19 protein-coding genes are annotated in these 18,950 nt (G+C 51.6%); 3 read left to right on the top strand and 16 right to left on the bottom strand.

The genetic code is table 11. The features are described from left to right. The first annotated feature begins 74 nt into the window (after positions 1–74). The gene (locus EAE_RS19380) at positions 75–998 is read left to right on the top strand and encodes a LysR family transcriptional regulator (RefSeq protein WP_015705406.1); all 924 of its coding nucleotides are present in this window, start codon (positions 75–77) and stop codon (positions 996–998) included. Here EAE_RS19380 and EAE_RS19375 read toward each other — a convergent pair. The 5 genes from EAE_RS19375 to EAE_RS19355 all read right to left on the bottom strand — a co-directional run bounded on the left by EAE_RS19375 (position 981) and on the right by EAE_RS19355 (position 6,820). Beyond that, on the bottom strand, positions 981–1,532 hold the full coding sequence (locus tag EAE_RS19375) for a LuxR C-terminal-related transcriptional regulator (RefSeq protein ID WP_015705405.1): 552 nt from the start codon (positions 1,530–1,532) through the stop codon (positions 981–983). The genes EAE_RS19380 and EAE_RS19375 overlap by 18 nt on opposite strands. Before the next feature lie 10 nt (positions 1,533–1,542). Continuing rightward, positions 1,543–2,700 carry a CfaE/CblD family pilus tip adhesin gene (locus tag EAE_RS19370; RefSeq protein ID WP_015705404.1) on the bottom strand — a complete coding sequence of 386 codons (1,158 nt, stop codon included), beginning with the start codon at positions 2,698–2,700 and terminating at the stop codon, positions 1,543–1,545. Position 2,701: 1 nt separating this feature from the next. Further along, complete coding sequence (locus EAE_RS19365) at positions 2,702–5,419, bottom strand: TcfC E-set like domain-containing protein (RefSeq protein WP_015705403.1); 2,718 nt, start codon at positions 5,417–5,419, stop codon at positions 2,702–2,704. 74 nt (positions 5,420–5,493) lie between these two features. Then, positions 5,494–6,000, bottom strand: coding sequence for a CS1 type fimbrial major subunit (locus EAE_RS19360; RefSeq protein ID WP_015366620.1), 507 nt, complete (start codon positions 5,998–6,000; stop codon positions 5,494–5,496). A 76-nt stretch (positions 6,001–6,076) separates the two neighbouring features. Beyond that, on the bottom strand, positions 6,077–6,820 hold the full coding sequence (locus EAE_RS19355; protein WP_445991590.1) for a fimbrial protein: 744 nt from the start codon (positions 6,818–6,820) through the stop codon (positions 6,077–6,079). A gap of 306 nt (positions 6,821–7,126) precedes the next feature. On the opposite strand from EAE_RS19355, the gene EAE_RS19350 reads away from it, so the two are divergent. Further along, the gene (locus tag EAE_RS19350) at positions 7,127–7,882 is read left to right on the top strand and encodes a winged helix-turn-helix domain-containing protein (protein ID WP_015705401.1); all 756 of its coding nucleotides are present in this window, start codon (positions 7,127–7,129) and stop codon (positions 7,880–7,882) included. Further along, entirely contained in the window at positions 7,879–8,355 is a 477-nt protein-coding gene (locus EAE_RS19345) for a hypothetical protein (protein WP_015705400.1), read from the top strand. The genes EAE_RS19350 and EAE_RS19345 overlap by 4 nt, the downstream gene beginning before the upstream one ends. A 67-nt stretch (positions 8,356–8,422) precedes the next feature. Here EAE_RS19345 and EAE_RS19340 read toward each other — a convergent pair whose 3' ends face one another. The 11 genes from EAE_RS19340 to EAE_RS19290 all read right to left on the bottom strand — a co-directional run bounded on the left by EAE_RS19340 (position 8,423) and on the right by EAE_RS19290 (position 18,913). After that, positions 8,423–9,040, bottom strand: a complete 618-nt coding sequence (locus tag EAE_RS19340; RefSeq protein WP_015705399.1) for a TetR/AcrR family transcriptional regulator — start codon at positions 9,038–9,040, stop codon at positions 8,423–8,425. An 11-nt stretch (positions 9,041–9,051) separates the two neighbouring features. After that, on the bottom strand, positions 9,052–12,159 hold the full coding sequence (locus EAE_RS19335; protein ID WP_015705398.1) for a multidrug efflux RND transporter permease subunit: 3,108 nt from the start codon (positions 12,157–12,159) through the stop codon (positions 9,052–9,054). A gap of 16 nt (positions 12,160–12,175) precedes the next feature. Beyond that, a complete protein-coding gene (locus EAE_RS19330) occupies positions 12,176–12,436 on the bottom strand; it encodes a hypothetical protein (RefSeq protein WP_117025731.1) in 261 nt (86 codons plus the stop codon). A gap of 111 nt (positions 12,437–12,547) precedes the next feature. Then, on the bottom strand, positions 12,548–13,000 hold the full coding sequence (locus EAE_RS19325) for a nuclear transport factor 2 family protein (protein ID WP_015705397.1): 453 nt from the start codon (positions 12,998–13,000) through the stop codon (positions 12,548–12,550). A gap of 523 nt (positions 13,001–13,523) precedes the next feature. Then, positions 13,524–14,324, bottom strand: coding sequence for a carboxymuconolactone decarboxylase family protein (locus tag EAE_RS19320; RefSeq protein ID WP_015705396.1), 801 nt, complete (start codon positions 14,322–14,324; stop codon positions 13,524–13,526). 15 nt (positions 14,325–14,339) lie between these two features. Next, a complete protein-coding gene (locus EAE_RS19315; RefSeq protein ID WP_047079454.1) occupies positions 14,340–15,035 on the bottom strand; it encodes a putative quinol monooxygenase in 696 nt (231 codons plus the stop codon). 40 nt (positions 15,036–15,075) lie between these two features. After that, complete coding sequence (locus EAE_RS19310) at positions 15,076–15,681, bottom strand: NAD(P)H-dependent oxidoreductase (protein ID WP_015705394.1); 606 nt, start codon at positions 15,679–15,681, stop codon at positions 15,076–15,078. 36 nt (positions 15,682–15,717) lie between these two features. Beyond that, the gene (locus EAE_RS19305) at positions 15,718–16,095 is read right to left on the bottom strand and encodes a DUF1330 domain-containing protein (protein WP_015705393.1); all 378 of its coding nucleotides are present in this window, start codon (positions 16,093–16,095) and stop codon (positions 15,718–15,720) included. A gap of 38 nt (positions 16,096–16,133) precedes the next feature. After that, on the bottom strand, positions 16,134–17,153 hold the full coding sequence (locus tag EAE_RS19300; RefSeq protein ID WP_015705392.1) for an aldo/keto reductase: 1,020 nt from the start codon (positions 17,151–17,153) through the stop codon (positions 16,134–16,136). A gap of 2 nt (positions 17,154–17,155) precedes the next feature. After that, entirely contained in the window at positions 17,156–17,728 is a 573-nt protein-coding gene (locus EAE_RS19295; protein ID WP_015705391.1) for an NAD(P)H-dependent oxidoreductase, read from the bottom strand. 150 nt (positions 17,729–17,878) lie between these two features. After that, positions 17,879–18,913 carry an amidohydrolase family protein gene (locus EAE_RS19290; protein ID WP_015705390.1) on the bottom strand — a complete coding sequence of 345 codons (1,035 nt, stop codon included), beginning with the start codon at positions 18,911–18,913 and terminating at the stop codon, positions 17,879–17,881. Positions 18,914–18,950 lie beyond the last annotated feature (37 nt).

Below are 18,950 nucleotides of genomic sequence, written 5' to 3'. Positions count from 1 at the left end.
CGGGCGGAAGGCGCACCATTTACACTCTATAGTTGCATGAAACGCCTTATCTGAATGTTCCAGGAGTTGTGGTCATGTCAGACCCCGATTTTAATTTATTGATTGCACTCGATGTATTACTGAACGAAGCCAGCGTGGCGGGCGCGGCACGTCGTTTGAATCTCAGTACGTCAGCCATGAGCCGCACGCTAAGCCGGTTACGCGACGTCACCGGGGATCAGATATTGGTTCGCGCCGGGCGTAACATGGTGCTGACGCCGTGGGCGGAGGCGACCCGCGATCGTGCCCGTCGCGCGGTCTTCGAGGCGAAGGCGGTGCTGCAGCCAGCGGCCGAAGCGCTCAACGTACAAAATCTGGAGCGTCTTTTCACCATCAGGGCAAACGATGGTTTTGTGGTGGCGTTTGGCCCTTCGCTCATTGCGGCAGTAGCCGAAGCCGCGCCCAATGTCTGTCTACGCTTTGCGCCTAAGCCCGAAAAAACGTCACGCTATCTACGGGAAGGGCTGGTCGATCTGGAGATTGGCGTCCAGAGCAATATGGGGCCTGAAATACGACTGCAACGGCTATTTGAAGATCGGTTTGTGGGGGTGGTGCGTAAGGGGCACCCGCTGGCCGCCCTGAGAGAGATAACCGTGGCGGATTATGTCGCCTGGGGTCATGTGGTGGCCTCACCAGAAGGTACGCTGCACGGGTCCGTCGATGATGTGCTGGCCGAGCTCGGAATGAAACGCAAAATCGCCAGCGTCGTCCCCGGATTTCCGACCGCCCTGTCCGTGGCGCTGCAATCGGATCTTATCGCCATGATCCCCGCTCTCTATTTAGTCAATCAGCAGGTCATGGAGCAGGTACATCTTTTTGAGCTGCCTTTTAAAAGCCGGCGGATTACCGTCTCGCAAATGTGGCACCCGAGAATGGAACGCGATCCCGCTCACCGCTGGCTCAGAGAGAAAATTTTGGCGATATGCCGCGTGGACAAGTCGTTACACCAGAAGCTGTAGAAGATTATTGGCATTGAGTTTCTTCAGGGCGTTACATTTATAGGTCGAGACCTGTTTTTCACTCATCTTCGTCATATGCGCGACATATCTTACCGACTGCCCCTTAACCAGCCTGTCGAGGACGTTAAATTCCATCTCGGTCAGGCAGCAGCGCAGGGTGCGGATCCGCCTTGGCTCTTTAGATAACAGCCAGGCGGCATCCGCCACGGAGATCCGGTCATCGATGATATGCAACGTTAAGGTTTCAAAACGCTTGCGCAGATAGGTGGCCAGCCCCCAGCTTTTTTCATTACACACCAGATAGCCCGTTCCTCGCCAGCCATGGGCTTCCAGGGTAAGCAAAATATCAACCAGCGACTGATGCGTGCCAGTGATAGAGAAACGGCAGCGAATAACCAACGTCGTGCTCTCTAACAGTAAGGGCTGCCACTGCACCGTGCCGCTATGCACTTCCATCATAACGTTACGACGGAGGAGGGCGTAGCGCAGCCCCTCCGCATAAAAGCGATTATTATCAAGAACAACGTAACTCACAGTGGCCTCTTTATAACGTACTGGGGGTATAGATAACGCGTAACGTACCGGTATAGTCACCCGCGTTTTTGCTGCTGGCGGCAAAGGCGGGCGTTTTCAGGATAATGGGGGCCGGGATGCATAACACGCTTTCGCGGCCGCCCGGCAGCACAACCTGACGCAAATAGCCGCGATTGTTGGTACCCTCCCAGGTCAACGTTTTGCCGTTAGCGGCAACTTCAGTTGCGCCGGTGGTCGGGTTGGTCACCAGCACCTGATAATCGAGACGATCTCTTGGGTCCGTCTGGCTGCCTCCCCGTCGCCGGATAGAAAACGCCCCTTCGGCACGCCCGGTCGCGTCAAGCCCATCGTCTTCAAAGCGCAGAAATGCCCGCGTACTGGTGCTGTTATTGCCATCATAGAGGCACATATCCAGCGAGTTTTCGCCCTTAATTTCACTGCCGCCGGGTCTGCCCGGGAAATTGGTGAGGTTGAGGTTCACCACCGGCGTGGAGTGCGGAAATGCCGGTAAATAAATCTGCTGATTGCCCGGATCGACCACCTCAACACGCAGGTTTGCTTGCCACTTAGCAAGGGTGAGGTAGCCTGGGCAGCCAATGTTGACGTTATTAAAGTCGCCGCCGCAGTTGGCGCTTCCCCATTCGCGCAAATCTTGCCTCAGCGTGGCCGTCCAGATCCCGGCCTGATTGAGTTTGTTTAATTCGCTACGGACGATGTAAAAATCAAAATAGGGCGCACTGTTCCAGGCTGACAAATCTACTGTACCGCCCGTTACGTAACTGGCGAAAATAAAGGTTTTGTTATTGATGAACATACGGTGTTCGCCATAGACTTTTACATCCACCGTTTTGTTGGTTATTGCGTGGGTAAAACGCAGGTTTATCGGATAGGGCGCGGCCGGGTTCGCCGAAAACCATACCGGCGCAGTCATGCAGGCGCCATAGGTTGTATCGGTACGCGACTGGCAGGTCAGGGTATTTCGTCCCCATTTTTGCGGATCGTTGGGATCATAACCGCCGGACTCGTGCAGCCAGATATCCAGGCGGGCAGGAGGAGACTGGCGATCGAAGGCAAACGCCACGCTGGTATTTCTGCCGGCAGGACTAGCGGCCTGAGCCTCGGTAAAACAGATGCAGGCAAGCAGTAAAATCAAAAGACGCGTTATCACATCATTTTCCTGTAGAGAGTGTAGAGTTATTCATCGCCGTTGGGCTGACCGCCGGCGTACGGCCAGCCAGCAGCAGTTGCGCCTGCTGCTGCACGGTTTCCGGTAACGCGGAATAAGTCAGTTCTTCGCAGGTCACCGTGCCGACATAGCGCACGACGTCTCGCATGGTCTTCACCTTCAGCGCGCACTGGTAAAACTGCTGTTGTTTCACCAGGTAGAGCGACTGGATCAGGCTGTCGCTTTCCGCACTAAAGCCGCCATTACCTAAATCGCTCCAGCCGCTGACGTTAAGCGGCATGCCGCCGATAAACGGCGTATGTTGTTCATCGGTCAACTGGCCAAGCCAGGTATAACGCGTGGTGGTTTGCACCTCTCTGTGCAGCATTTTTCCAGGCACCATAAATACCGTTCTGCTTCCCGACCCCTGCGTAATTTCACTGTTGGCGCCGTGGGAAATGTCCGTCGACTCATTAATAGTCAGCGTGGTTTGCTGATAGCCGGGCAGGGCGAACAACGCGCGGGCGTTTGCCGGGATATCGGCGCTACCGCTGTTATCAAGCGAAACGGCAATGCGGGAATCAGGTGACGCTTCCGGCGTTGCGACGTTGACCGCAATGGCTGATGCCGGGCGTCCGTCACCCCAGCGGCCAAACCACAGGCCAGAACGAGATAGCGCCAGCGTAGAACTGTAGTTACCGCTGCTGCTGAACCGGTGGCGATGATCCTGGCGATCCCACGAATCGCTGACGGTCAAACTTCCGTTACCAAATCGACCGCCCTGACGGGTATAGGCCGAAGTATTTAGCGAGTCGCTATTAATCCCGGATGCGTTAAGACCATATTCGTTTTCACCGCGCGCATCGGTGTACCAGTTATGCGCGACGTTATAGTTGAGCTGATTTTTTTCATGCTTCTGCTGTTGCCACGTGGCCCCCACGGAGGTGTAGCTGGAGGCATCGCCCTGACGATTATGTGCCAGCGACAGGCTTACGCTGAGGAAGCCGCCTTTATCCTTGCCATCTCCAGAATGGTCGTTACGCATAAACAGGTTTATGCTGCTGTTGATATTCAACCCGCGGGTGCTGAACGCGTTGCTCAGTCCGGCCTGCCACGCCTGCGAACGGGAGCGGGTCATATACACCGATTCCCAGGGCAAACCATTGTCGTGCCGATCGTCACTATTCGGTAATTCACGCCGTGAGACATAACGGCCTTCATTGCGGTTATCGGAATAACCGAGGTTGGCATACCACGAGCCGACCGGAACGGAGAACATCACCGAGAGACTTCTGTAGCAACCATTCACCGCGTCAAAGCCTGTACTGCTGGAATCACAGTTATCAGCCGATAAGGCGTTACGATAGAAGCTCAGTGAAAAGCCATCGTTATAGCTGATTTGCTGGATATTGCCGCGTTGGCCCTGGCTGCCATAAAGGTAGCTAAAGCGTGTGCTGAGTACCCCATCAATGGGGCCGGTATTGAAACCGCGACTCCAGTCGACCGCGCTCTCCACAAAACGCTGGTTCTTTTTCACCGTTGCGCCGCTGGTGATCGCCAGCGTAGAAGTTACAGGCAGGCGAATGCCCGCTTGCGCCACGGCGCTGCGTTCGTCGCTCATATCGTCGTTATCGGTTTCACCGGCCTGCATAAACCACTCGACGCGGTCGAATGGCGTGATGCCGGTGCGGGTAAACGGAACCTGCTCGGTACGGGTCAGGCGGTTGTTTTCATAAATCGCCAGCGTCACGGTATAGCTCCCGTCCGGAAACGAACGGGTATCCAGGGTTTGCGCCCCGGCATTAAGATAAAAACTGGCCAGCAGCTGATTGCCTCGGCGCGCATCGATACGCGCGTCATGGGAAAGCAGCACGGTAATGGGCGTTCCACTGGACTGCTGAACGGGGTTGATCCACGCTCGCGTCGAGCCGGTACGCAGACCGCGAATTTTTCCAAGCGGTAGCTGGCTGAGGTTGATATTGCCGCCGGCCGCGCTGAAGAGATCGCGCGTATCCATTTCACCTAACTGAACGTAATATTCATGCCACAGATCCTGACGGAACCAGGCATTATTGACCGTGATCTCCTGCTGCTGTTGATGGCGAGAGCGCTGCCCAAGCCAGGTCCAGTCGAGGTTAAAATACCCATTCTCAGTCATGGCCAGCGCGCCGTTTCCCTGCACGGTCATCGACTGATAGTCTTCATCGGCCACGAAGTTGATATTTTGCTGGTGGATCAGCGCGTTCTCAGTATTGCGCGTAGGCTGATACCACTGATTTTCCGCCGTTTGTTTCGGTAGATACCGCCTGTCGAAAAACAGGTTAATACGGGCGTTATTCTCGTCATAAATCAGGGCCACGCTTTTGGTGTCGATAAAATCGCAACCCGCCGCGGAACCATTGCTGCTGCAGGCGAGATTGCCGTTACGCGCAAGCGGAGAGGAAAGGGCGGCGGTCACAGAGGCGATCAAGGCAGGATCATCGTTGAACTGACGCTTAATTGCCGCGATGAGCGTTTCCGGCGCCACAAAGGTTACCGTTTCAAGCGTGATATCGGCTTCAAACAGGCCAAGCGACGCGCCATACAGACTGACTTCTGTCCACAGGCGCTGCGTTTTCGCCAGATCTTCAAAACCCGCAGGTACGACGATAGTGGCGCTGGCTAATTGAACGGAAGCAGGTAACAAAACGACAAAAAGAAGAGCATTTCTGTGAAAAGCCATGAACGAGCCTCGACGTCATCCTGACATCAGAGGGCAGGCGCCCTCTGATGTACTTCCTTATACGTATTGTGGGGTTACGCGCCGCCTTCCGCGGTGGTCGCCTGAGTCAGCATCAGACTCACCACGCCGCTGTACTGACCGGTTTTCAGAATGCCTTTTGTGGTCTGAGAGATGGTCAGCGGCAGGACCGCAGAACCGTTTTCAACGCTGCCCGGGAACAGCTCGCTGCCGGTAAATTCTGCATCGGTAGTGTTCAGGGTTTTATCACCCAGTTTTACGGTCATCGGTACCGTCTCGGCGCCATCTTCATTGGTCAGATTCGCTGCGCTAACCAGACGGACTTTGACGTTGCTGGTGGCTGAGTTCGACCAGATTTTGGTATTGAGACGGTAGCTTTCCAGCCCACGGCCCGGCAGATATTGCATATCGATGCTGGCAGGTAACGGCGTATTATCGGCCTGGGTCATATCCAACTGGGAATCGACGTTGGCATTAACCGTAATATCCTTCTGAATAGCCATTGCGCTGAACGCAGTAGACATCGCAGCAACGATCATCAGAGGTTTAATATACTTCTTCATTGATATCTCCATATTTATAAACGAGCTCCATTAGCTCTTTAAACAAACCACATGTGGTTTTGACAGTGATGTCGTGTTATTGCACGACGGGCAAGTCTGCTTCTTCAGCTGTTTTATTAATCCAGTTGAAATAGCGGAATTTATATTTCTGGCCGTGATTCTGAGTGAGTGACTTTAATTTTCGCTCAGTATCCGGATAAATAGTTGCATCTTCTCTAATCCATCGGCATTTATCGCTTGTATCGCATACGCCAATTTCTTTCAGCGGTACTCGCAACGTGCCATCATTTTTTAAAGTTCCTGCTGCGGGATTTATTCGCAGAGAAACCACCGGCTTTTCCGGCGCCAAATGAACCAATGCTCCCCAGATAACGTTAACGCCGAGTTTGGCCGAAGCCGGCGTTCCCGCGGATGCTGCAGGCAGAATACTATCCGGCTGTTTTACCCCTTCAAAATAAACGCGCCAGGTACTCTCTTTTTCTGGCGGCGTCAGAGAAACCAGCCTTACGATACGTAAAGCGCCTGCCGCTAAAGCGAATTTTTCAGGGGTAACGACCACGCCTCCGTCTTTCCACGCTGCCATCTCAACTTCTTTTTCCTGTGGCGTACCCGGATTAAGAATTTTCTTTTGCCTCACCCGAATGAACTGAATATCATCGCTTTTAGAGGCCACTCTGATTTGGGCCGTCCCGGAACTGTCGACGTTAAGTTCCATCGGGTAAACGCTCATATTGGCCTGTGTCATTTCTGCGAAAAATGACATCGACAGGGCAGCGAGATAAAGCGCAGTGGACTTGTTTGCTCTGTTTTTTACTTTCACATTCATTCTGCCTGCTCTGAGTTCATGTACGACTTTAACACCACGACACCGTCTGCTTTCGTATCGCTTCAGGACAGGGAAACTTTAACCGGAACAGCAGGTTGTGAAAATTTGTATTAGTTAACTCAAAAAATACAGTTTTTTATCCTGCATTCCAGGCTTTAAAGTTGTATAGTTAAAAGAAAATGCCAAATCCTAAGAGGCTTAAGAAAATTCCCACTGATGAAAAAACAAGCTAATTCAGAAGGGCTTTCTTGCCTGCTGTTACAAGGATTAAAAGCAAGCGGCAACAGATGAGAGTGAAATATGTTTTTTATATGCAACAATTCGTTGTTATTTGATCCTGAAGCTCACACAGTTAGTGTTGTTGGACAACCTGAATCCGTATTAACGCTTTCGGCACCGGCCGTGCGTCTGTTACAGGAATTTATTCGTCATAAAGGAAGCGAACTTAGCCGTGAGGAGTTGATTACCCGCGTATGGCAGGAATTTGGTTTTACGCCTTCGGGAAATAATCTCAACAAAGCGATAAGTGAGTTACGCAAAAGTTTCCAGGCGTTGGGAGAACATCATGAATTGATTGTAACCATACCGCGATATGGTTTTCGGTTTGATGCGGATGTTATTTTTCAACCTGCGCAAAACATTGACACCAGCGCACCCCAACCCCAGCTTCAAAAAGCTGAAAAGAGGAAGCAACCACCACGTCTGAAATGGTGGCTGATATTCACGGCATTATTAGCGTCAGTATTCGGTATTGGCATAATTATTCGCCAACAGCAGAATATAACAACGCCGATAAGGCTAAAGGCTGTTGAGCAAAAAATTGCAAAATGTAGCGTCTGGCTTATTAACGATCATGGGCGACCGCTAGTGTTATCGAAATTAGCCGCACTGCTGGATAAAAACAATGTGGCGTGCCAGCGAGAAGAGTACAGTGTCTATTATTTCAGCGCTCGTTTTTCCCTCGTCGCAGCGGATGAAGTGTTTATCGGTGCATGCCCGGTCAATAAAGACAGCTTGTGTAAAACCATTCGTTATAAAAGTGGGGCTGAGAAATGAAAATTAAACTCATCGGCGGCCTCAGCATTTTTCTGTTAGGTGGTGCACTGGCGCTTTATTATTGTTCCACCGGTGTTGGTAAGCGGGATGTACTGGCCTGCAGTACAGTGTTTAATTTTACGCGCAACGAAGGTAAGGCCAGTGAAGTGCGGGTTAATACCGTTGCTCAGTTCTATTTTCACCGCGACGGCACTGGTCTGACAGCCTATAAAGGGGCCGCCTGGGCAAATGGCCAGAGCATGATCGTCGACAGAGACGTCGATTTTATCTGGTCGCGGCGGGAGGATGATAAAGTGGTGGTATTGAGCTACACCAAAACCTGGCGCAGGCACAATGACAACACGCCGGATGCGCAATGGGGAAGCTTCGCTAATCCGACCGCGCGTTACTATCTGACCATCTCCGAGGTTTCGCCATCGGTGTGGCTGATCCAGGACCGACATTATCCCACCTATATATGTCGGGGTGATTAACCACCTATAAAACAAGGAGAGTACCTCAGGTATTCTCCTTGTTTTTTCAGATAGTTGTGGCAAAGCATTACGGCTTGTACCCCCATGCTTTGAGAAACCCCTCAATTGCGCAGTCGGCAAGTTGCTCCAGCCTTTTTGGATCTATTGCTTTTTGTGCAATGAGCGCCCCAGGCAGCGGGTAACCCATAATTGCGCCGAGAAACGCTGTTGCCTGCAGTTCCGGGTCGTTGATGGTCAACAGTCCCTCGTCTCGTTTTTGCGCAAGGATCTCGCTGAGTGCCTGCAGTACGCGACCGGAGGGCCGTTGCTCAAGCGTGACATATAGCTCGGGTTTCTGCACGAGAACCTGGATCAGTAAGCGCTGAAAATGGATGTTCTCAGGGGCATAGAAGTGCTGCTGCACAACGTTTGCAAATCCGTGCAGCAGCGCGGGAAAATCCTGCTGACGTTCCTGTAAAAGCTGGCGTAGGGGGGGCTGCATTGTGTCATTCAGAAACGCAAAAGTCTCCAGTAGCAGCGCATCTTTACCACCGGGAAAATGGCTGTACAGCGTCGGACGCGTGGCGCCCGCTTCGGCGGCGATGGTATCCAAAGACACGTCCAGTCCGTGCTGGAGAAACAGCTCACGCGCGGTTTGCAAAATGCGAGGGCGAGCTTTCATCGGCCGCCCGCGTTGATTGACCATCAATTGAGTCCTTACTGTTTGCGACTTTTCAGTCGCATAATTCCTTGCTGCACTAGCAGGAAAAATAGTGGAACGAAAAGCAACGTCAGTAGCGTCCCTGAAAGCATGCCGCCAATCACCGCCGTCCCAATTTCTTGTTGGCTGGCAGCGCCGGCACCTGCAGAGAGTACCAGAGGGATCACGCCGACAACAAATGCGAGTGAGGTCATAATAATCGGACGCAAGCGCAGCCGTGCGCCTTCCAGTGCGGCTTCCGTCAGGCTTTTTCCTTGCTGAAACTGCGATAGCCCGAATTCGACGATCAGGATCGCATTTTTGGCCGAAAGGCCCATTGTTGTTAACATCCCCACTTGGAAATAAATATCATTTTCATAACCGGCGAGCAACGAAGCGCTGATCGCGCCAATGATGCCCAACGGGATAATCAACATCACGGCAATGGGGATCGACCAGCTTTCATATAAGGCAGCGAGGCACAGAAACATAAAGGCTAGCGATGCCAGATAGACCCACAGCGTTTGCACCGAAGATGAGCGCTCCTGCCAGGACAAACCGCTCCATTGCAGGTCAAATCCGTTCAGCGAGCTGGCCATTTCGGACATTTCAGCCATTGCCATGCCGGAGCTGACGCCAGACACAGCACCTCCTTGAAACTGCACGGCCGACAGCCCATTGAAACGCTGAAGCATCTGCGGTCCGCTGGTCCAGCGAAGCGTCGAGAAGCTGTCGAAGGACGCCATGTTGTCGCTGTTGCCACGGACAAACCAGGCGGATAAATTTTCCGGTGTTGAACGCCAGGGCGCGTCTCCCTGGATATACACGCGTTTAACCCGCCCTCGATCGACAAAGTCGTTAACATATATGCCCCCCCAGGCCGCTGAAAGCGTATTGTTGATATCGGCCTGATCCAGCCCCTGAACCTGGGCTTTTTGTCGGTCGACATCGACTTGCAGCTGCGCCTTTTCCTCCAGACTATTAATCCTTACCGCGTTAAGAGCAGGATTTTCTCTGGCGGCATTGAGCAGGGTGGTTTGTGCCTGCATAAGTGCCGCACTGCCATTTTCGGCGCTGTCCTGCAGCCATAATTCAAAACCGCTGGATTGTCCGAGACCGCGAATGGTCGGGGGTGACATCACGCTTATGTTGGCCTGCCTGGCATTGTTATTAAAATACTGGTTCGCGCGTAGAATAATGGCCTGAGCGCTGTTTTCTTTCCCGGGACGCTGGTCCCAGTGTTTTAACTCAGCGAATGCCATACCGACGTTCTGCCCGCTACCGGCATTATTTCTTCCTGTGACCATAAAAATAACGTCGAGGTTATCTTTCTCCTCAGTCATAAAATAGTGGGTAATATCCGCGCCAACGGCCTCGGTCATCGACATCGGCGAACCAGACGGCAGCGAGTACTGAACCATAACCGCGCCCTGATCCTCCTCGGGCAAAAATCCGCTTGCGAGCTTTTGATATTGCCAGAGCATCAAAAAAGTTAGTATCAGGGCCAGGCAAACAAAACGGAGTGGATGGGCGGTCATTCGACGAAGTGTGGCCAGGTAGCTGTTCTGACTTATTGCGACTCCGCGATTGAAGAGGATAAAAAAACGACCTTTATTTATGTGTCCAGGCTTGAGCAGGTGGGCGCACAGCGTTGGCGTCAGCGTCAGAGCGACCAATGCAGACAGCGCCATTGCTGAAACAATGGTCACGGTGAACTGACGATAGATAATCCCCACAGAGCCACCAAAGAACGCCATCGGGATAAAAACGGTGGAGAGAACCAGAGCAATACCTATCAGCGCCCCGGTTATCTCATTCATCGAGCGCAGCGTGGCCTCCTGTGGAGTGAGGTTTTCCTCTGCCATCAAACGTTCAACATTTTCCACCACCACGATAGCGTCATCTACCAGCAGCCCGATTGCCAGCACCATGGCAAAAAGGGTCAGTGTATTGATGCTGTAGCCAAGCAGGCTGAGAATGCCGAAAGTGCCCAACAGAACCACCGGTACCGTCAGGGTCGGGATAAGCGTTGCACGCCAGCTTTGAAGAAAAAGATACATAACGGCCACGACAAAGAGTATCGCTTCAATCAGCGTATGCACCACGCTTTCGATCGATACCGTCACAAACGGAGTGCTGTCGCGTGGATAGGCGGCGATTACGCCTTGTGGAAAGCGGGGAGAAAGGCGTTCGACTTCAGTCCTAACTTTCTCCGCCGTTTCCAGCGCGTTGGCTCCCGAGGCCAACTGAATTGAGATCCCAGCGGAAGGGTAACCATTGAGCGTCGTTTGGTTTTGATAGTTTTCCGCGCCGATTTCCACGCGGGCCACGTCGCGCAAGTACACTACTGAGCCATCGCGATGAGTGCGTAGAATAATATTCTCAAACTGCTCCGGATGACCAAGGCGGGACTGCGTCGTCACCGTGGCGTTCAAATATTGTCCCTCAATCGTCGGCAGAGAACCAATTTCACCGCTGGTCACTTGCGAATTCTGCGCCTCGATCGCGGCCTGTATGTCCGAGGGCATCAATCCATAGCTGGTTAGTTTGAGCGGATTGAGCCAGATGCGCATGGCATACTGCGCGCCAAAAACAGTGGTTTCACCCACACCTTCGACGCGGCTCAACGGTTCTTGTAAAGAGCTGATGAGGAAATCGCTAATATCAAGGCTGGTTAATTGCCTGCTTGGGTCATACAGGGCTACCACCATCAAGCTGTCCCCCTGAGATTTGGTAACGGTAATTCCTTGCTGCTGCACCTCTTGTGGTAATCGTGTAATTGCTTGATTTACCGCGTTTTGTACCTGTACCTGCGCCATATCAGGGTTAACGTCCTGATCGAAACTAAGGCTAATGCGGGCCTGGCCAGCTGAACTGCTGCTTGAGGAAAAGTAGATCAACCCATCGATACCTTTGATCTGCTGCTCCAGCACCTGAGTAACGCTATCCTCGACGGTTTCTGCTGAAGCGCCAGTATAGTTAGCCGTGACATTAACAGCAGGCGGGGCGATATCCGGATACTGTTCCACCGGCAAAGTCATCATGGCGAGAGCGCCGGTTGCCATGATGCAGATGGCGATGACCGCGGCAAAAACCGGGCGAAAGACAAAAAAACGGGCCAGCATTGTTATTCACCTTTAGTCAGTTAAGGGATTTTTGCATAGCAAACGCGTCAGTTGGTTCGTTTAGCTCGTCGTCAGCCGGAAGAGGAGAAAAAGGCAAGGGCGGTATCTGTTTTGCCACGCCGTAGGAGTTGATTGTGAACAATTTGCGGGTTGCAACACATGGTGATGCGCGCAAGTATTCACTGCTGAAGTTTGGCAAACCAGCATCAGCACTGGAGCTCAAAAGCCATAAGCCAATGAAATAAAGAAGCTTTCCCCAATTTCTTTCGTTGAGCATCAGTGTGATCTCATGAATTTATTTACTTTACAGTAAAGTAAATAAATTATTTAAACAAGCAATCTTCTGTACGAATGAAAAAAGGGAAAGCAAGAGCGTGAGTCAAAGGTCTTAGAACATGCCGTTGCCGCTGGCGGTTTTTTGCGGAACGTTTTGGGTAACATCCCAATGTTCAACGATTTTGTGCTGTTCGTTGAGGCGGAAGATATCCACGATAGCCCGCGTAACGCCTGGCTCACGACCGGTCACTTCAACATGCAAGATCACGTTATCTCCGTCGACGAATGCCTGCTTAATTTCGCTGTGCGAGTCGGGATATTTACTCTTCAGAAAAGCGATAAACTGCTCGAAGCCTTCCACGCCATCTTTTGCCATCGGATTGTGCTGTACATAGCGATCCCCTAGATAAGGCCTGGCGGCAGAGAAGTCTTTTTCATTCAAGGCCTTATTATAAAAATCAATCACATTCTTTTTATTCAACAGCTCGCTTTCGCTATTGCCCGCAAAAACGGCGGGCGTCAGAGCGAAAAACAATGAAAGGGCGACTATCGATTTTTTAAGCATGCTTCCTCCAGCGATGGTTTGATGTCAGGCTTCAGGCCTGTCAGGTTAATGAACCGGCCACCCAGCGACATTTCAGACAGTAACGGTCTGCTGAGTTTGCGGCTGATTGAGATGACTTCATGAACAAATGGAGTCTTGAATCTGCGGCATCGACTCGTTTAGATCAAGCTGCTTTTACTTAAGAAGAAAAAAGGGCAGTTTGATCTACTTTGCGGGAGGTCGCTAATCACCACAAATTACCAGGTTCATAATCCCATGTGGAGATCGTCAGGTATGCTCAATGTAATTTAACTATTCTGGGTTTGAGGAATATACATAATTTACTTCAGCACCAGAAACAGTATAACAAACTGTTTTAAATGGATATTAATCAAATGGCGATTCAAACTCACAGTTATGAACTCAGTTTTGGTTCATAACTGTGTTAAACGCTGTCCATAAATCACTCGATGTCACGCCTGTTGGTTCATGAACTGTTCGTTCTAATTTTGTGATGTGCATCAAGTTTTAGTGTTCAGTAATATTACCTTTTACTCGATGATCGATTGTTTAGCACCTCTCCGACAACCGAAGCAGCGGTAAATGCGTTTGGCCAGCCAGCATAGAAGGCGGCCTGGGTAACGATCTCACCAGCTTCCTCAACAGAAAGTCCATTATCCATTGCTCTATTGAGGTGATAGCCAATCTGCGCGCTCTGTCCGGATGCGATTAAGGCGCTGACCGTAATCAGGCTTCTGTCGCGGGGTTTCAGCGCGGGTCTTTGCCAGAGATCCAGGAACAGTGGATCTGCAGTGAATTTAACCAGGCCCGGAGATATTGGGCCAACATTTTTTTCCACTGTCTCTGAACGCTGCTTTTCTGCATCCTGGTTGAGAGGAAGCAGGTCCGGAGAAGCGTCAGGAAGTGCATCTGCCGTGACGCCACGAGTTTCAAATACTGCTTTGGTCACGCTGACGGCTGACATTGCATTTGGCCAACCTGAGTAGAACGCCAGATGGGTAATGATTTCTGACAATTCCGCTGGCGTAACGCCATTATCAAGGGCAATGTCTATATAGTGCTTAAGGTCGCCAGGCTGGTTTCTGGCAATTAGCATGGCGACGGTCACCATACTACGATCCCTTGGCAAGAGGGCATCGCGTGTCCACAGATCTTCAGTAATAGCTTCTCGACCAAAGCGCGCAAGAGCCGGTGAAACAGAACGAATATCAGCTTCAGAAATCGCTGAAGGTTCAATTTTCATCATCGCTTTACCTCTTGTTTCCTCAGCATTAGCAAAATCAGAAATAAGCGACATGGCCGCCGCTGCAATTACGCTTTTCATGTCAATCCTCACTGGTCAACGGTGCGGATCCTGTTTGATTCCGCCTTTGTTACGAAGAAATACCGGTTTTACCGGGATAGCGTCCTTACTGACGCTCATATTCGCCGTTTGCCTGAGATAGTCGCGGAAGTGTGGCGTTTGACGGTGCAGTTGATACGCTTCCTCACTGGCGTAAATCTCATAGAAATACCAGCGGTTCGGAGTCTGTGAGTCTGTAGCGGCATACATGGCTAACACGCCTTTCTCTATTTTGAGCGACTCAGCCATTTCAGGCATGACGATGTTTTTAAATTCGGTCTGTAATTCAGGCTTTACCTCGACGATCACCAGATTATTAATGGTTCGCTCATTCGGTATGATGTGTTTGTCCCCCAGAAACTGGGGCTCCAGAGTGATTTTATTTTTCCGATCGATAATGTCAGGTGCCCGGGCAGCGAATGCCTTGTATGGTTCGGCATTCAGATGTTTGCGGTAAGCACTCTCGTTTTCATAGAGTTCGACCATGAATGCCTTACGTGGATTGTCGCTGCGGTGCAGGGCGTACATCGCCAGCGTACCTGCTTCATGATCAACCGAAGCGGAAATCGACTGTCTGGCTACGTCTGCAAAATCTTTGTCCCGATCGGGCCTGACGCCGAGCTCAAAGAGATTCATCACTCGCTTATCCGGCGCGTCCAGTTTTGTTGCAAAGACAGGGCTGCTTATCAGCATGCAAATTAAAAGCATAAGAGTCTTTTTCACGATGATCCTTTTACTGAAATGGCCGTTTAAGACGTTCTATAAGTTGGTGTTGGTAAGAAGGTAACCGACCGCTGCTGGCGCTCTCAAAGACCAGGGGAGGAAGCCACGTCATACCTGCGTGCAGGGCGCTTGCCTTCATCGGTAAAAACACATCCGCAAGCGATACCCCGATCCTGCCGTCCGTCCCGTAAGTGGAGCTTCCCCCCGCAGCCGTACTGACAACAAACATCTCCTTTCCCTGCCAAAGACCGGGTCCGACACTTCCCCAGGTTTCATTCAGCCAGGCCTTCATCATTGGTGTAATGTTGAACCAGTGTGTCGGGAAGATAAAAACAACACGCCTGTGCTCACGCATCATTTTTCGCTCCGCGTCGCCATTAATCCGACGTGTGTCATAGCCATACAGTGTCTCAAGGTTGCGAACCGTCACGCCTTCCAGACTCTCAGCGGCTTCCTGCAGCCCTTTTGTCAGAACTGAGCGTTCCGGATAAGGGTGAGAGACGATAACGAGCGTTTTAATGTCGGTCTTTTCACGGCTATAAGCATGACTAACGGGCATGAGGAAGATAAAGGCAAACAAAAACAATGCTGCTGCTCTGCGCTGAAGTAACACCATCATAAACCTCCTTTGTCTTAACAGGACTGTAAAACGCTATGGTGTAACAGGAGCCAGTTCTGGCAATCCTTCTACGATATAGGTTCGCGAATTGCCAGCACGGTGTCGGATAGGAATGATCTTCTGGTACGCGACCGAGCTATACCAGTCCTGGGCATTTTTGAGACTCTCAAACTTGATTACAACCAGTCTGCCCTGTGCTCCAAACCCTTCTTTAACATCGGGTTCACCTCCTCTGACGATGAAGCGTCCACCAAAAGGTCTGAAGGTGGATTCAACCTGAGCGCTGTACGGTTTGATAGCGTCAAGATCGGTCGCCTGAAACTCTGCGATGTAATAAGCAGGCGTTGCTGCCAGGGCTGGCGCGAGCCCGGAGAGTGTGAAAAGAGTGGCTACCACTGTTTTAAAAATCATCCTTCCTCCTCATAACCTTTCATGAAAGAGAATAAGGGCTACCGCGTCCAGACCTGCCTGGCGTCTTTAGTTTGCGGCGTGTTTTGCGCCATGATCCCCGTCAGAACGTGCGGCTGGTAGGTTTCTTCCAGAAACCGGATTTCCTCCGGGCTCAGTTGAAGATTTACGGCGTTTACCGCGCCATCGACGTGATCTTTTTTTGTGGCCCCTACGACAGGTGACGTGACTTTTGTCAGCAGCCAGGCGAGTGAGATTTCCGTCATGGACACCTGATGCCGTTCAGCAAGCTCGGAGACGCGCTCGATAATGATCCGATCCTGTTCAGCCGTGCTGTCATATTTTCCGCGGGCATAGGCATCCTCGGTGGCTCGCCGCGTGTGGCCTTCTTTCCGGGAGAGACGACCGCTGGCCAGCGCGCTATAGGGGGTCATGGCGATATCATCTTCAGCGCACAGACCGAAGAGCTCTCGTTCATCTTCACGCATAATCAGGTTGTAGTGGCTTTGCACAGAGACAAAGGGCGTCAGCCCTTCGCGTTCGGCAAGGGCGTTCGCTTTCGCAAGCTGCCAGGCATAGCAATTGGAAATACCAATAGCGCGCACTTTCCCCGCAGTAACGGCGGCATGAAGCGCTTCAAGCACCTCAATAACTGGCGTGTTGTAATCCCAGATGTGGTAGATGTAGAGGTCGATGTAGTCCATCCCCAGATTCTGTAGGCTCTGGTCGAGCGATCGGGCTATTGCCTCTTTTCCGCCGATCCCCGCGGCAATTTGCTCGGCGGTTCGCGGCAGAAACTTGGTGGCCAGCACCACGTCCTCGCGTTTTGCCATCTCCCGCAGCGCCCGGCCAACGTATCGCTCGCTGGAGCCGTTCTGATAGGCGATGGCGGTATCGTAAAAATTGATACCCTTTTCGAGACCGTAGCGGATGATGTCCCGGCTTGCTGTTTCGTCCAGCGTCCAGCGATGCTGGCCCGTTAACGGGTCGCCAAACCCCATACATCCCATACAGATGCGGGAGACCAGTAAGTCACTTTTACCGAGCCGGGTATACTGCATCGTTATTCTCCCTCTGGATTATTCACGACGGAATTGAGCAGATCGACAAGCCTTGAAGCGTGTTCCCGGGCAAGCGTTTTTTGCTGCGCTATTTTGTCGGCATCCCGGTCGGCATAGCTGATACCGCAGGTATAAACCGGCGCCAGCAGCTCAAGATTGCACAGTTTTGCCGTGGTCTCGAACGGAATAAGATATTCTTCAATGGCATGGTCAAAGAAACCGTCAGCGGTATAGAGCGCCTGTGGCGCCCCTGTAGTGAAGGAGAGGATCAGCTTTTTACCGCCCAGTTTCGCCGTTGAGCCATGCGCGAAGCCGTGGACAAAGACCTCGTCCAGCCAATGTTTCATTAACCCGGGCAGCCCATACCAGGAAAAAGGAAACTGCCAGACAATCACATCAGCCCTGAGCAGGCTTTCCTGCTCCGCAGCGATATTGAATTTGCCGTCCGGATAGAGCCAGTCCAGACGACGAATTTCAGCATCGGGAAGGGCGGTCGCCACTTCATCAAGGATAGTGGCGTTGGCGACGGAATGGGTAAGCTCAGGATGGCCTGAAACAATAAGGATATTTTTCATTTCAATGAGTTAAATATATTTGGTGAATGTTTAACCCAGTATAGAGTGACACCATTATTTTTTTTAGAGTAGTAAAGACTCATTCACTTTTAGACAAAAACTAATAATGGTCAACTGTTCTCATTGTACCGGTCATCACGAACCCGTGAACTACGCCGTGATGCCCAGTAAACGTTCTGCATTGCGAAATGCGATGGCCTCTTTTTCAGCCTTGTTGACGGGCAGACTGTCTATAAAGGTTTTTACACCGTCCAGGGTCTGATAGGGATAATCGACGGAGAACAGGATCCTTTCTGCCCCCATTAACTCGTAGATAAACTTGAAGTGCGGCAGTGTCAGCATACCTGACGGGGTAACGTAAACGTGTTCCTGGAAGGTTCTCGTTAGCGTGCGTGACAGACCCGTTGCAGCCAGTGGTAGGCTGTCATCAAGACGCTGGAGCCAGAAGGGTAACATCTCCCCCCAGTGGCCACTGATTACCTGCATGTTGGGATATTTATCAAATGCGCCCGATAACATCAGCCGCAACAAATGGATCCCCGCTTCGTGATGCCAGCCCCAGCCAAACATAGAAAGCCTGGCGTTGACCTCTGCGCTGAAGCCCGTGAAGTAGGCCTGCTGTACGCTTTTAAGCGGTAATCCGGGATGAAGATAGAGTGGCACATTCAGTTTATTAAAGCGGGAAAGCAGGGAGTCATAGTCAGGATGATCGAGAAAGCATGAAGAGGGTCTGCCATTCAGCAGTGCTCCTTTAAATCCTAGTTTTTCAACTGCGCGGACAAGCTCATTTTCAGCATCTTTCGGCTGTGCCCAGGGAAGTGTGGCAAATGCCGCGAAGCGATCTGGGTGATTTCTTACCGCCTCGGCAAGGCGATCGTTTGCCGCCGTATTTAATGTTACCGCTTCATCCTCGGGTGCCAGTTGGGGGAATCCGCCCACAGAGAGTATCTGCAGGGTAATTCCCGCCTCATCCATATCCCTGAGGCGGCGGCTTCCCAAATCAGCGCCTTTCGCGTTTATCAGCGCATTCTTTTCTATCTGCGGCCGGCTTCGGTCAGGATTATGACCATCAGCGACGGTTTTCCCCCAGTCGCCAAGGAAAGGTGCCTGCTCAAGCGCAACAGGCATACACGCTCGCCCTAACTCGCTGTCGAGATAATGTTCTTCGAGGCAAATGATTTTCATATTGTCACCCTTCATACAAAGCAGTAAAAGTGATGCA

This window comes from Klebsiella aerogenes KCTC 2190, from assembly GCF_000215745.1.
In the GTDB taxonomy this organism is placed as follows: Bacteria; Pseudomonadota; Gammaproteobacteria; order Enterobacterales; family Enterobacteriaceae; genus Klebsiella; species Klebsiella aerogenes.
This window is presented reverse-complemented; position numbering and strand designations above follow the sequence as displayed.